The sequence below is a fragment of the Pseudomonas sp. FG35 genome, assembly GCF_057809295.1.
Genome location: NZ_JBMDJR010000007.1, coordinates 157,414 through 171,867 on the forward strand (window position 1 = coordinate 157,414; position 14,454 = coordinate 171,867).

Annotated in this window: 12 protein-coding genes; 5 read left to right on the top strand and 7 right to left on the bottom strand. The window is 62.8% G+C overall.

From position 1 onward, the window contains the following. Window positions 1-192 precede the first annotated feature (192 nt). Both ACODTD_RS15810 and ACODTD_RS15815 read right to left on the bottom strand, forming a co-directional pair. Entirely contained in the window at window positions 193-1,563 is a 1,371-nt protein-coding gene (locus ACODTD_RS15810; RefSeq protein WP_489105002.1) for an aspartate aminotransferase family protein, read from the bottom strand. A gap of 32 nt (window positions 1,564-1,595) precedes the next feature. Next, window positions 1,596-3,089: an aldehyde dehydrogenase gene (locus ACODTD_RS15815; RefSeq protein WP_011336070.1), complete on the bottom strand. Its 1,494-nt coding sequence runs from the start codon at window positions 3,087-3,089 to the stop codon at window positions 1,596-1,598. A gap of 239 nt (window positions 3,090-3,328) precedes the next feature. On the opposite strand from ACODTD_RS15815, the gene ACODTD_RS15820 reads away from it, so the two are divergent. Then, on the top strand, window positions 3,329-4,243 hold the full coding sequence (locus ACODTD_RS15820) for a LysR family transcriptional regulator (RefSeq protein ID WP_007958716.1): 915 nt from the start codon (window positions 3,329-3,331) through the stop codon (window positions 4,241-4,243). A gap of 3 nt (window positions 4,244-4,246) precedes the next feature. On the opposite strand, the gene hrpB is transcribed toward ACODTD_RS15820, so the two are convergent. After that, entirely contained in the window at window positions 4,247-6,766 is a 2,520-nt protein-coding gene (hrpB, locus tag ACODTD_RS15825) for an ATP-dependent helicase HrpB (protein ID WP_011336071.1), read from the bottom strand. A 108-nt stretch (window positions 6,767-6,874) separates the two neighbouring features. Here hrpB and ACODTD_RS15830 point away from each other — a divergent pair, with 108 nt between their 5' ends. Both ACODTD_RS15830 and ACODTD_RS15835 read left to right on the top strand, forming a co-directional pair. Further along, on the top strand, window positions 6,875-7,294 hold the full coding sequence (locus ACODTD_RS15830; protein ID WP_011336072.1) for a hypothetical protein: 420 nt from the start codon (window positions 6,875-6,877) through the stop codon (window positions 7,292-7,294). Window positions 7,295-7,309: 15 nt separating this feature from the next. Further along, window positions 7,310-8,206: a cation diffusion facilitator family transporter gene (locus ACODTD_RS15835; RefSeq protein WP_489105003.1), complete on the top strand. Its 897-nt coding sequence runs from the start codon at window positions 7,310-7,312 to the stop codon at window positions 8,204-8,206. On the opposite strand, the gene ACODTD_RS15840 is transcribed toward ACODTD_RS15835, so the two are convergent. Further along, a complete protein-coding gene (locus ACODTD_RS15840; RefSeq protein ID WP_474732412.1) occupies window positions 8,200-9,249 on the bottom strand; it encodes a DUF6515 family protein in 1,050 nt (349 codons plus the stop codon). The genes ACODTD_RS15835 and ACODTD_RS15840 overlap by 7 nt on opposite strands. A gap of 455 nt (window positions 9,250-9,704) precedes the next feature. Here ACODTD_RS15840 and ACODTD_RS15845 point away from each other — a divergent pair, with 455 nt between their 5' ends. Continuing rightward, window positions 9,705-10,184, top strand: coding sequence for an Lrp/AsnC family transcriptional regulator (locus ACODTD_RS15845; RefSeq protein WP_007909658.1), 480 nt, complete (start codon window positions 9,705-9,707; stop codon window positions 10,182-10,184). A 106-nt stretch (window positions 10,185-10,290) separates the two neighbouring features. Further along, window positions 10,291-10,500, top strand: coding sequence for a DUF2788 domain-containing protein (locus ACODTD_RS15850; RefSeq protein WP_003228500.1), 210 nt, complete (start codon window positions 10,291-10,293; stop codon window positions 10,498-10,500). On the opposite strand, the gene ACODTD_RS15855 is transcribed toward ACODTD_RS15850, so the two are convergent. From ACODTD_RS15855 to ACODTD_RS15865, 3 genes are all read right to left on the bottom strand, one after another. Then, window positions 10,495-11,130 (bottom strand): pseudouridine synthase, encoded by a 636-nt coding sequence (locus tag ACODTD_RS15855; RefSeq protein ID WP_489105004.1) that lies wholly within the window; start codon window positions 11,128-11,130, stop codon window positions 10,495-10,497. The genes ACODTD_RS15850 and ACODTD_RS15855 overlap by 6 nt on opposite strands. Window positions 11,131-11,202: 72 nt before the next feature. Further along, on the bottom strand, window positions 11,203-12,702 hold the full coding sequence (gene amn / locus ACODTD_RS15860) for an AMP nucleosidase (protein WP_011336076.1): 1,500 nt from the start codon (window positions 12,700-12,702) through the stop codon (window positions 11,203-11,205). Window positions 12,703-12,761: 59 nt separating this feature from the next. Further along, a complete protein-coding gene (locus ACODTD_RS15865) occupies window positions 12,762-14,411 on the bottom strand; it encodes an acyl-CoA dehydrogenase family protein (RefSeq protein ID WP_489105005.1) in 1,650 nt (549 codons plus the stop codon). Between the last annotated feature and the right edge of the window lie 43 nt (window positions 14,412-14,454).

Here is a 14,454-nt window from a genome sequence, read left to right on the forward strand (position 1 = left end):
TGGCTGGCGAAATCGATGTTGACCCAGGCTCGGCGTCAGGAAAACGAGGAAATAGTTAGACGCGAACGATGAAAAAACTGGGTAGTGCGCACCGCGAAAGGGCGCGTCGGACGGGGATGCCCGAGGTGGGTGCAAAGCAAAAAAAATCGCAGCCGAAGGCTGCGATTGTTAACGCTTCATGCAAGTTTCAAATCAGAGCCGACCGTATTCCTGCGCCGTACGATCCAGCGCTTTCAACGTCTTGCCCACCAACTCGTCAATCTCTTCACGGCTGGCAATCAACGCCGGCGCCATGATCATCCGCCCCAGGGTCGAGCGAATGATCACCCCCTCTTCAAACCCGATCGTGCGGCAGCGCCAGGCAATGTCGTTCTCGTTGGCAAAGCGCTTGCGCGTGGCCTTCTCTTCCGCCAGTTGCAACGCCGCAACCATGCCCGTGCCCTGGATATCGCCCACCAGCGGGTGATTGCCGAACACCTCGCGCAGGCACTGTTGCAGGTACGGGCCGATGTCATCCTTGACCCGCGTCACCACGCCTTCATCGCGCAATGCCTTGAGGTTGGCAATCGCCACCGCCGCCGCCACCGGGTGCCCGGAATAGGTCAGGCCGTGAGCGAACACACCGCCCTGCTCCACCAGCACGTCGGCCATTTTCTTCGACAGGATCAGGCCACCCATCGGGATGTAACCGGAGGTCAGGCCCTTGGCGATGGACAGGGTGTCCGGCTCGAAACCGAAGTATTCGTGAGCGAACCATTCGCCGGTGCGACCGAAGCCGCCGATCACTTCATCGGCGCACAACAGCACGTCGTATTGGCGGCAGATGCGTTGGATTTCCGGCCAGTAGCTTTCCGGCGGGAAGATCATTCCGCCCGCGCCCTGGAACGGTTCGGCGATAAATCCGGCGACCTTGTCCGCGCCCAGTTCGAGGATCTTCGCTTCCAGTTGCTGCGCCGCCCGCATACCGAATTCAGCCGGGGTCAGATTGCCTTCGTGGGCGAAGAAGTACGGCTCGTCGATGTGCGCGATGTCGGGAATCATCCCGCCCATTTCGTGCATGAACTTCATGCCGCCTAAGGCCGTCGCCGCGAGGGTCGAACCGTGATAACCGTTCCAGCGGCCGATCATGATTTTCTTCTCGGGCTTGCCCAGCACCTGCCAGTAACGGCGCACGGTACGGATCAGCACCTCGTTGGCCTCGGAGCCGGAGTTGGTGTAGATCGCGTGGCTGTAGTGCCCCGGCAGCAGGCTGAAAAGCAGCTCGGAGAGCTCAATCACCTGCGGGTGGGTGGTGTGGAAAAACATGTTGTAGTACGGCAACTGCTCCAGTTGCCGGCTCGCCGCCGCGTTCAGATCCTTGCGCCCGTAACCGAGGTTGGTGCACCACAGCCCGGACATGCCGTCGAGGTAACGCCGACCGTCGTTGTCCCACAGGTGCAGGCGGTCACCGCGCACCATCACCCGTGGGCCTTCGTCGTTGAGGGCCTTCTGGTCGACGAACGCATGAATGTGGTGCGCTGCATCGGCGGCCTGGTAGTCGCGGGTTTCACGTGAGGTGGTCATCGCCGGATCTCCTTTCTTGTTGTGAGCGGCTGTCATGAGCGCAGTTGAAACCAGGTGGTTTTCAACTGGGTGTATTTGTCGAACGAGTGCAGCGACAGATCGCGGCCGAAACCCGATTGCTTGCCACCGCCGAACGGCACGGTCACGTCCAGCGCATCGACGCTGTTGACCGACACCGTACCGGCTCGCAATTGCCGCGCCACCCGGTGCGCGCGGTGCAGATCATCGGTCCACAGCGACGCCGCCAGACCGTAGACGCTGTCGTTGGCCAGGTGCAAGGCGTGGGCCTCGTCATCGAACGGAATAACCGCCAGCACCGGGCCGAACACTTCTTCGCGAAACAGGGTCATGTGCGGCTGCACGTCGGTGAAAATCGTCGGCTGAACGAAGTTGTCCGAACCGTTGAAACTTAGCTGCCGCCCGCCGCAGACGCGGGTCGCGCCTTCACGCTCGGCCTGGTGGATGAAGCGCAGAATGCTTTCGGTCTGACGGGTGTCGACAATCGCCCCGGCCGCACTCGCCGGGTCCAGCGGATCGCCCGGCTGCCAGCGTTCGGCCTGAGCCTTCAGTCGCTCGACGAACTCGTCATGAATCGAGCGCTCCACCAGCAACCGCGAGTTGGCCGAGCAGACTTCGCCCTGATTGAAGAAGATCCCGAACGCGGCTTTCTGCGCCGCCAGATCCAGATCCTGGCAGTCGGCGAACACCAGGTTGGCGCTCTTGCCGCCGCACTCCAGCCACACCTGCTTGAGGTTCGACTGCGCGGAATACTGCATGAAATATTTGCCGACCTGGGTCGAGCCGGTGAACACCAGGCAATCGACATCCGGGTGCAAGCCCAAGGCTTTGCCGGTCTGTTCGCCGAGCCCCGGCAGCACGTTCAACACACCGGCCGGCAGCCCGGCTTCAAGCGCCAGCTCGGCCAGGCGCAATGCAGAGAATGGTGATTGCTCGGCGGGTTTGAGAATCACCGAGTTGCCCGCCGCCAGCGCCGGCGCGAGTTTCCACGCGGCCATGTCCAACGGGAAATTCCAAGGCACCACCGCAGCGACCACGCCCAGCGCTTCGCGGGTGATGGTCGCCAGCACATTCGAGGCGCTTGGCGCGACCTGATCGTAGAGTTTGTCGAGGCTTTCGGCGTACCAGCGGAACACCCCGGCGGCGCCCGGCACGTCGATGTTGTAAGCGTCCATCACCGGTTTGCCCATGTTCAGCGAATCGAGCAGCGCCAGCTCTTCGCGATGGGCCAGAATCAGATCCGCCAGCCGCAGCAGCACTTGCTTGCGCTCGGTCGGTGAACGCCCGGCCCAGGTGCCGGCCTCGAACACCTGCCGCGCATTCTGCACCGCCGCATCGACGTCTTCTTCACCGCACGCGGCGACGTTTGCCAGCAGCTGGCCGGTGGCCGGGTTGATCGCGGCAAAGGTCTGCCCCGACTGCGCCGCACGCAATTTGCCGTCGATCACGGCCTGGTACGGATAGCTCAATTCAGCGGCCTTGCGCTGCCAGTCTGCAAGCTCGAACACGGTGGTTGCTCCTTGGACTTTTATTCTTTTGAGAACAGTGCGGGGTCGATAGTCGCTCAGGCCCGTGCGCGCTAAAACCAGTAAAAATGTCTTCGCAGACAATAAAAAAGGTAACCAGCCGATGGCCCCTTCGCGCGCGTATGGGGCTATTGTTCAGGGACAAAAAAACCGCCGACAGAACGGAGGCCGGCGGCTTACAAATTGCTTGGATGTGAAATCCGTTCGCTTTGAGGTTCACCGTGGCCGCTTACAACCTGCGTCAGTTGAAATACTTCATCACCACCGTCGAATGCGGCAGCGTCGCCGAAGCGTCGCGCAAGCTGTACATCGCGCAACCGGCGATTTCCACGGCGATCAAGGGGCTGGAAGACAGCTTCGGCGTGCAACTGCTGATCCGTCATCACGCTCAGGGCGTGTCGCTGACACCGAGCGGCGCGCGGTTCTTCCGCAAGGCTCAGGAACTGCTGCGCATGGCCAAGGAGTTCGAACAGAACGCCCTCGCCGACAACGACGTGGTGGCCGGGCAGATCGATATCGGCTGTTTCGAAACCGTCGCGCCGCTGTACCTGCCGCAGTTGATTGCGGGCTTCTCGGCGCTGTATCCGGGGGTGAAGATCCGCATCCGCGACGGCGAACAACAGGAACTGGTGCAAGGCCTGACCTCGGGCACCTTCGACTTGGCAATCCTCTACAAACACGACCTCGATGCCACCATCGAAACCGAACCGCTGATGCCGGCCCAACGGCCTTATGCCCTGCTCCCGGCAGATCACCGCTTCGCCCAGCTCAAGCAGGTTTCGCTGCGGGACTTGTGCCTGGAACCGATGATCCTGCTCGACGTGCAACCGAGCCGCACCTACTTCGTCAGCCTGTTCGAAGAACTCGGCCTGTCGCCGCGCATCGAGTTCAGCTCGCCGTCGATCGAAATGGTGCGCGGCATGGTCGGCCAAGGTTTCGGCTTCTCGATCCTGGTCACCCGCCCGCATTCGGAATGCACCTACGACGGCAAGAAAGTCGTGTGCGTCGACATCGTCGAAGATGTCACCGGGTCAGGTCTGGTGGCGGCGTGGCTCAAACGTGGACAACTGACCAAACCGGCGCAGTTGTTTGCCGATTATTGTCGGGAGCAGCTGACCGCGAAGGCCAGCCGCTGACTCTCACGTACCGCGCGGTTTGGCTCGTGCGGTGGCTTCAGCCACCAGCGGATCATCCGGCCAGTAATGCTTCGGATAGCGCCCCTTCAGATCCTTCTTCACCTCGGCATAGGTGCTGCGCCAGAAGTTGGCCAGATCCTGCGTCACCTGCACCGGGCGCCGTGCGGGCGACAGCAGGTGCAGCTTGACCACCTGCCGACCGCCGGCGATGCGCGGTGTGTCGGCGAGGCCGAACAGCTCCTGCAAACGCACGGCGAGAATCGGTGGTTGCTCGCTGTAGTCGAGGCGAATCGACGAGCCTGACGGCACGCTCAGGTGATGGGGCGCCTGTTCATCAAGCTGTTGCGGCAGTGGCCAAGGCAGCAGATTACGCACGATACTCGACAGGTCGAGGTTGGCGAAATGGCTGAGGCGCGAGACTTTGCCCAGGTAAGGCATCAGCCAGTCTTCGAGTGTTTTCAGCAACGTTGCGTCGCTGACATCCGGCCATTGGCTGTCGCCCTTGGCGTCCAGGTCGAGCTGACGCAGCAACGCGACTCGCGCCTGCCACTGGCGCAGTTCCGGGGTCCACGGCAGCAGCTCCAGCCCCTTGCGCCGCACCAGATTGACCAGTGCCTGACTGCGGGCGTTTTCGTCGAGACCGGTCAGCGGCTCGCGGCTGAGGATCAGTTCGCCGACCTTGCGCTGACGCTCGGCGCGCAGCACGCCTTCGCGTTCGTCCCAGTCCAGTTGATCGACGTTGTGCACCTGTTCCGCCAGCACCGAATCGAACAGCGCCGGATCGAAATCCGCCGCCAGATAAATCCGCTCTTCACGCTGACCTTGGCGACTGCCGAGGTCGGCGATGACGATCCACGGTTCCTTCATCAGGCTGTCGGGTTCGGCGAACAGCGCGGCGCGGCCGTTGGCCAGTCGATATTCGGCGCCACCGGCCCGCCGCTGCTGGGCGACGCGGTCCGGGTAGGCCAGCGCCAGCAGCGCGCCGAGCCAGCGTGGATGATCCGGGTCGGCGACCGGTTCGCTGGCCTTACCGCGCAGGTAGCCGTGATACTGCCGCGCCAGTTGCCGGGCACGCTGCACGCCGCCCTGAGCACCGCGGGCCGCGCGTTCTTCGCCGGACAGCAGCACCAGACGACTGTGCAGATCCGCCCCCGCACCGCGCAAAATGTCGCGCTCGCCGAGCAACGCGGCAACATCACAAGCCATGTTCGACAGCCCCAGAGCCTGACCGCGCAACAGCAAATGAGCGATGCGCGGGTGCGCCGGCAATTCAGCCATGGCCTGACCGTGGCGATTCAGGCTTTCACCGTCCAGCGCACCGAGGCGCTGCAACAGATCCTGAGCCTGTGCATAAGCGGCCGCTGGCGGCACATCCAGCCAGATCAAATCACTCGGCGCCACGCCCCAGCGCCCGAGTTGCAACGCCAGCCCTGCGAGATCCGCCGAAAGGATTTCCGCACTGCCATAAGCCGCGAGTTGTTCATGCTGATCCTGCGACCACAGGCGATAACACACGCCCGGTTCCAGACGCCCGGCCCGGCCGGCACGCTGGGTAGCGCTGGCTTTGGAGATGCGTTGGGTGTCGAGGCGGGTCATGCCGCTGCCGGGGTCGAAACGCGGCACCCGCGCCAGCCCGGCGTCGATCACCACGCGCACGCCGTTGATGGTCAGGCTGGTCTCGGCGATGTTGGTGGCCAGCACCACTTTGCGCTGGCCGGCCGGCGCCGGGTCGATGGCGGCACGCTGGGCATTCAGGTCGAGTTCGCCATGCAACGGGCAGAGCATCACGTCGCTGCGCTCACCAATGGCGTCCGCCAGTTGCTGATGAACCCGCCGGATTTCCGCCTGCCCCGGCAGGAACACCAGCAGGCTGCCGGTTTCATCGTGCAGCGCTTCGAGCACCGTTTGCGTGACACGTTGATCGATGTATTCGCCGGGCTGAAACGGCCGGCCCCAGCGCATCGTCACCGGGAACATCCGGCCCTCGCTGCGCAGGATTGGCGCGTTGTCGAGCAAACCGGCCAGACGTTCGCCTTCAAGGGTGGCGGACATCAGCAGAATCTTCAGCGGTTGTTCAGCTCGAAACAGCTCGCGACCGTTCAGACTGAGGGCCAGCGCCAGATCGGCGTCGAGGCTGCGTTCGTGAAATTCGTCGAAGATCAGCAGACCCACGCCTTCCAGTGCCGGGTCGTCCTGCAAACGCCGGGTGAGGATGCCTTCGGTGACCACTTCGATGCGGGTGTTGGGGCCAACCTTGCTGTCGAGGCGGATGCGATAACCGACGGTTTCACCGACCTTCTCGCCCAGCTCGCTGGCCAGCCGTTCCGCCGCTGCGCGCGCGGCCAGTCGACGCGGTTCGAGCATGAGAATGGTCTGCCCGTTCAGCCATGCTTCATTGAGCAGGGCCAAGGGCACGCGGGTGGTTTTACCGGCGCCGGGCGGTGCTTCGAGCACGGCTTCGTGGCGTGTCGCCAACGCTTCACGCAGGGCGGGTAAAACTTCGTCGATCGGCAAAGAAATCATGCTGGCTCCCAAACAGAGCGGCGAGTATAACGGCGAACTGCTGAGCGTTCGTCAGGGTCTTAACTTCACACGATGACGCTTCGTTAACAGATGACTCAGGAGATTCCCATGCGCTTACCTTTTCGCCTGATCGGCGGTGTACTGGTTGCCACCCTGCTCACTCAGATCACCGCGTGCGGTTCGATTTTCTATCCCGACCGGCGCGGCCAGATCGACGGCAAGATCGACCCGGCGATCGCCGTGCTCGATGCCGTGGGCCTGCTGTTCTATATCCTTCCGGGCGTGATCGCGTTTGCCGTGGACTTTGCCACCGGCGCGATCTATTTCGAACCGGGCCACACGGCGCAAGTTGATCCGGCCAGGCTCAAGCAAGCCATCGGCCCGGACGGCCAAGTCGATAACCTCAAGTTGCAGGCTATTCTCGAAACCGAGCTGGGCCGCAATCTGCCGCTGGACGACCCGCGCCTGATCCAGCACAAAGGCAGCACCCAGCAACTGGCGATGTTCGGCCTGCAACCTGCCGCATAAGGAATTGACGCCCCCATGACCACAAGCCCCGAACACGCCCGCCTGCTGCGGCTGGCGACCCGCGCCTCGGTGGCGGTGGCCTGTACGCTGATCATCGCCAAAGCCATCGCATGGTGGCTGAGCGGTTCGGTGAGCATGCTCGCCGGCCTCACCGACTCGGCCCTCGATGGCGTCACTTCCTTGCTCAATCTGCTGGCGGTGCATTACGCGTTGCGCCCGGCGGATGACGATCACCGTTATGGCCACGGCAAGGCCGAGTCCCTGGCGGGCATGGCGCAGGCGCTGTTCATTGGCGGCAGTGCGCTGCTGATCGCGTTTCAGGCTTATGAGCGTCTGAAGAATCCCGAGCCCCTCGGCGCGCCGTGGCTGAGCATCGGGGTGATCGTGTTTTCCCTGTTGCTGACGGCGGCGCTGCTGATGTTGCAGCATCGGGTCATCAAGCAGACCGGCTCCAACGCCGTGCGGGCGGACTCGCTGCATTACCGTTCGGACCTGTTGCTCAACGGCAGCATTCTGATTGCGCTGGTATTGGCCGGTTTGGGTTTCGATCAGCTGGATGCGTGGTTCGGTCTGGGGATCGCGGCCTACATTCTGTGGAGCGCGATCCAGATCGCCCGGGAAAGTTTTTCGGTGCTGATGGATGAAGAGCTGCCGGCGGATGTCAGTCAGCACATGCTCGAACTGGCCTGCAGCGTACCGGGCGTGTTGGGCGCGCATGATTTGCGCACGCGGATTTCCGGCAATCACTGGTTCGTGCAGTTGCACCTGGAGCTGCCGGGGGAGTTGACGCTGTCAGTGGCTCACGGCATCAGCGATCAGGCGGCGGACGCCATTCACAAAGCCTACCCGCGGGCCGAAGTGCTGGTGCACGCCGACCCGCAGGAAGTGGTCAAAGCCGCCCGGGCTCAGTAATTGACCTGATAACCGCGGCTGCTCAGGCAATTACCCTGGGCCTGGCGGTAGGCCTGCACCACTTCGGGCGCCGGTTGATAAGTCGCGGTGCGCGGATTGAAGCCGCTCTGCTGCACCGCGTACTGATAGCACTCGTAACCATCGCGCTGAACCTGCTCCGGTGACTGACCGTTGGCCGGATAGGCTTCCACGTCATAACCATTGCCGGTCGGCTGCGGTGGCTGCTGCACCGGCGGCTCGACCACCACGTAATCCTGGGTCGCTTCCTGATAGGCGTAGTACGAGCCGGCGGCGAGGAACAGCAGCGAACCGCCGATCCACACTTCACGGGCGTAATCCGGCAGGTACTGGATGCGAATCCCGCGCGGCGGCTGAACCACGATGTAGCGCGGGCCTTGTGGGCGATACCAGTAGCCGCCGGAGTAGAAGTAGTCCTGGCCGCGATAGGGCACGCGGTAGTCACGATCCGGGAAACGGTCGATCACATGGCCCGGCCGGTACTGCGGGCCGGGGCCCCAACCGTTGCCATGCCCATCGGGACGACCCGGCCAGCGGTTGTCGTTGGGACGGTTGCCGGTCTGCCAGTTCTGGTGATAGCCGTTTTGCGGGCGCTCGTCGCGGTAGTAACCCTGACGAGGTTCCTGGGTCTGGCGCACGGTGTCGGGGCGCGGCTGGATCGGCAGGTCATTGGCCGGCAGTTGCGGCGGCGGTGGCGGCTGGCGCACCGGGTTGGGGTTATAGGCCGGACGTGGCTGGTTCTGGTTCTGCCACTGGCCATTGTTCGGTTGGCCGTGATTCTGCTGCCCGTTGTGCTCGAACTGGCGGCTGTTGTCGCCACGGATGATGTCGTTGTTCTGCCGCTGCGGATTGTCTTGGCCGCGCTGCTGATTGCCACCGCCATGGCCCTGATTGTTGCCCTGATGCTCCGGCCCGCGTCCGCCGCCGTCGGGGCCGCGATTCTGCGGCTCATCCGCCAGCGCTTGCGCACCGACACTCACACACAGCAAACCAACACTGGCCAGACGCCAGATGCGCGACTTCATGAAATTCCTCACTGCGGACCAGGGCCTGAAATTAAGAGGGCGTGTAGCTAAGACCGGGGATGAGTACACCGGGTTCTGCTACAGGTTATCAGTCACGTCATTTATTTATTGAGCGCGATGGGCCAAATCGCGGGCAAGAAAAAAGGGAGACCCGTCGGCCTCCCTTCTAGAGAACTTCGTCCTGGCTCGACGCTTTTGACGTCGGCTCACCTCACGCCGTCTTCTGGACAGTGTGCAGCTCGGGGGCCGGCACAACCCCGGTGGGGGTGGCGGCCGCGGCGGGCCGGATTGGGCGGGCCGCAGTGGACTGTGTTACCGAGCAGTGATTCTGGTGATAAGAATAGGCCCGGAGCCGCGACAGATGATTGCGAAGATTGCTCAAATAAACATCACTTGCGCAATTTTTAACCCTGGATAGATAATCCGCCGCAATAGTTAAGACAAAGGACCGTTTGATGAGCAAACTCGACCGTTACGACCTGAGTATTTTGGCGGAATTGCAGCGCGACGCCCGCATCTCCAACCAGGAACTGGCCGAGCGCATCGGTCTGTCGCCCTCCCCGTGCTCGCGCCGGGTCAAGCAACTGGAGGATGACGGCTACATCTCCCGTCAGGTTGCCCTGCTCGATCGCAAGATGCTCGGCCTTAGCCTGACCGCCTACGTGCTGATCGGCATGGACCGGCACACGCCGGAACGTTTCGAAAATTTCGAAGCGGCGATCCGCACCTTGCCGCAAGTGCTGGAATGCAGCCTGGTGACTGGCGTGGATGCCGACTATCAGCTGAAAGTGGTGGTGCCGGACATGGATCACTATCAGAAGCTGCTGCTGGGGCATCTGACCCGGATCGAAGGCGTGACCAGCGTGCGCTCGAGTTTTGTGCTGAATCAGGTGCTCAACAGCACCGAACTGCCGCTGACTCATCTGCGCAGCTGAAATCGACGAATGACTGCGGCACACCGACGCAGGTCAATGCTGCGTCGTTCACCGCTGGCGTATACTCCCGGCCGCCCTTTCAGCCGCGCAGCGCCGGAGATGCCCGATGGATCCAGCAGTATTTGAAGAGTGGATGATGACCGGTCTGGTCAGCATCCTGATCATTTTCATGGGTTTCATCGTCTGGGATCTGGCGAAGAAGTCCAAGGCCGGACGCTTCGGCTCGTTCATTCTGTTCTTCGTGCTGGGCCTGGGCGTGGCCGCGTTCATCATCAAGAGTGTGGTGATCGGCCTGATCGAGTCCGGCGCCTTATAAGCGCGCCGGCACTTCTTTCCACTGGCCCTGATCGAGCCCTTCGATCGTCCAGTCACCAATCCTGACCCGCACCAGCCGCAACGTCGGCAGCCCCACCGCCGCCGTCATCCGCCGCACCTGACGGTTGCGCCCTTCGCGAATCACCAGTTCCAGCCAGGTTGTCGGAATGGTTGCGCGAAAGCGCACCGGCGGATTGCGCGGCCACAGTTCGGGCTCGTCCAGTTGCCGCGCTTGCGCGGGCAAGGTCATGCCGTCATTCAATTCAACGCCGTCACGCAGACGCTGCAACTGCTCGGCCGTCGGCAGGCCTTCGACCTGCACCCAATAGGTTTTCGCCAGTTTGTGCTTGGGGTCGGCGATCCGCGCCTGCAACTGACCGTCGTTGGTCAGCAGCAGCAAACCCTCGCTGTCGCGGTCCAGCCGTCCGGCCGGGTAAATACCCGGAATGTCGATGTAATCCTTGAGCGTCGCCCGCCCTTCACCGTCGCTGAATTGCGTCAGCACATCGAACGGTTTGTTGAACAGGATCAGCTTCGGCTCAGCGGGCGGTGCCTTGGCGACACGGCGCGGGGCTGAAGAAGCTGGCTTCGCGCCGGGGCGGCGGGAAGGCGGACGTTGGGGACGGGACATAAGTGCACAGGCATTTGGCGATCAGGGCTGACAATGCTAGTGCCCCGACCGCCAAATGACCACGACTAACCGTTAGCGGAACGGCGGTTCGTCGAAGCTGCGCAGTTTGCGCGAGTGCAGCGAATTGAGTTCGGTGCGCAGCAGGTCCACCGCTTCGATGCCGATCTTCAAGTGCTGGCTGACCGCACGTTCGTAGAACGCGTTGGCCGAACCCGGCAGCTTGATTTCGCTGTGCAGCGGTTTGTCCGAAACGCACAGCAACGTGCCGTACGGCACCCGCAGGCGATAACCCTGGGCGGCGATGGTGCCGCTTTCCATGTCCACGGCCACGGCGCGGGACAGGTTGATCAGCGGTCGCTCCTGGGCCCAGCGCAATTCCCAGTTGCGGTCGTCGTAGGTCAGCACGGTGCCGGTGCGCAGGCGCTTCTTCAGCTCTTCGCCTTTTTCGCCGGTGATGTTGGCCGCCGCTTGCTGCAACGCCAGTTGCACTTCGGCCAGGGCCGGAATCGGAATGTTCGGCGGCACTACCCGGTCGAGAATCCCGTCGCGACGCATGTAAGCGTGAGCCAGCACGTAGTCGCCGATGGTCTGTGACTGACGCAGGCCGCCGCAGTGACCGATCATCAGCCAGCAATGCGGACGCAGCACAGCCAGGTGGTCGGTGATGTTCTTGGCGTTGGACGGGCCGACGCCGATATTGACCAAGGTCACGCCGTGGCCATCGCTGGCGATCAGGTGATAGGCCGGCATCTGATAGCGGTGCCAGACCACGCCGGCCGCAATCGCCGAGGCTTCGCCATGATCCATGCCTTTTTCGATGATCACGTTGCCCGGCAACACCATGCGCACGAAACGCGGGTCGCGGCGCAGTTGTTCCAGGCCATGGACGATGAACTGGTCGACATAACGGTGATAGTTGGTCAACAGAATCCACGGCTGCACATGGCGCCAGTCGCTGCCGGTGTAGTGCACCAGACGACGCAGCGAGAAGTCGACGCGCGCGGCGTCAAACAGCGCCAGCGGCAGCGGATCGGTGTTTTCCCAGTCGTAGAGCCCGTCGGCAATGCCATCGGTGGCGGCGGACAGGTCGGTACTCGGGAACACTCGCGCCAGCACGGCGGCAGTGACACCGGAGCCGGCCAGTTCATCGCCCTGCTCGACCACGTACGGGTACGGAATGTTCTGCCCGCTGACTCCGACTTCGACAGTCACGGTGAAGTCGTGCATCAGCGGCGTGAGCTGCTCGAGCAGGTATTTGCGAAACGCCTTCGGATGGGTAACGGTCACGCTGTAAGTACCCGGCAACTGCACCTTGGCGTAGGCGCGGGTGGTCTGCGGGACTTCGCCCTGGCAGTGGTAGGTCAGACGCAGTTCGGGATAACGGAACAGGGCACGTTGCTCGGCGTCGGGCTCGACGCGATCCTTGAGATAACGCTTGAGCGCCGAGTTCAGCGCCGTGGTGGCCCGCTCATGCAGCTCGGCGAGACGATCCACGGCCTGTTCGGCGGTTTGAACGACAATAAACGCTTCGGTCACGATCAGCTTCCTGTGTTCTGACTTGCAGAGCTTCATCTTGCCTGCATCGTGGCGTCACGGAAACAGTGGCGTAATGGCTTTGTCGCGATCCCCCTTCAGAAACCTTGTGGTGTGGAGCGAGCGACGATGGCTTCGACATCCAACCCGCGCGGCAACGCGCCGTAGACCCGGCCGCCACCGCTCAGGCGACTGGCGATAAAAGCATCGCTGACCGCAGAATTCCCGGCCTCCAGCAGCAGCTTCGCTTGCAGTCCCAAAGCGATGTCTTCGGTCAGTTGCCGAGCGCGGTACTGAATGTCACTGGTGTCCTTGAACTGCGCCTGCAATTGCTGAATGTGCGCGGCCAGTCGCTTGTCGCCATGGCCGTCGCCCAACTCGCTGAACAACACATCGAGCACGCCCGGCTCTTTCGACAAGGCGCGCAACACGTCGAGGCATTGCACATTGCCGGAGCCTTCCCACGTCGAGTTCACCGGCGCCTCGCGGTACAAACGCGGCAGGATGCTGTCTTCGACATACCCGGCGCCGCCCATGCATTCGGCGGCTTCGTTGATCATTGCCGGCGCGCGTTTGCAGATCGAGTACTTGCCCACCGCTGTCACCAACCGGGCGAACTGCGCTTCATGGCGGTCATCGAGATGATCCAGCGCCTTGCCCATGCGCAGGCTCAGCGCCAGCGCGGCTTCGCTTTCCAGCGCCAGATCGGCCAGCACATTCTGCATCAGCGGTTGTTCACTGAGCAGTTTGCCACCGACCTTGCGATGGGCGCAGTGATGGCTGGCCTGGGTCAGCGCCTGACGCATCAGCGAACTGGAGCCGACCATGCAATCGAAACGGGTCATCGCCACCATCTCGATGATGGTCGGCACGCCGCGCCCTTCTTCGCCGACCATCCACGCCAGCGCGCCTCGGAATTCCACTTCGCTGGAAGCGTTGGACTGGTTGCCGAGTTTGTTTTTCAGGCGCTGGATGTAGAACTGATTGCGCGTGTCGTCCGGGCGGTGGCGCGGCAGCAGGAAGCAGCTCAAGCCCTTGTCGGTTTGCGCCAGCGTCAGGAACGCATCGCACATCGGCGCCGAACAGAACCACTTGTGCCCCACCAGTTCATAGGCCTGGCCCGGGCCGCTGGCGCCGACCGGATAAGCCTTGGTGGTGTTGGCACGCACGTCGGTGCCGCCCTGTTTCTCGGTCATCGCCATGCCAATGGTGACGCCAGCCTTGTGGGCCATGCCGACATTGCGCGGGTCGTATTCGGTGGCGAGGATTTTCGGCAGCCATTGTTCAGCCAGATTCGGCTGCAAACGCAGCGCGGGGACACTGGCGAAGGTCATGGTCAGCGGGCAACCACTGCCGGCTTCGGCCTGACTGTGCAGATAGGACATGGAAGCGCGGGCAACATGGGCGCCGTCCTGTGGATGAGCCCAGGGCAACGACGTCAGGCCATGTTCAATGGCGGTGCGCATCAGCTCGTGATACGCCGGATGAAACTCCACCAGGTCGATGCGATGACCGTAGCGGTCATGGCTGGCGAACACCGGTTTGTTTTGATTAGCGAGGAACCCGGCCTCCATCAGCGGCCCGCCGGCCAGCGCGCCGTAAGCGTCGATCCGCGACTCGGCCCAGCCGGCACCGAACCGCCGCGACCACTCCTGCAACGGCAGGTCGATGAGGTACAGGTTGATGCCGTCCAGCGACGGTGGCTGGTTGGTGACTTCGTGGGTTTCGGCGAACTGATGCAGGTTCATGACGGGGCTCCTTGATCGGCCAGAGCTTCAGTTAAGCACCGCC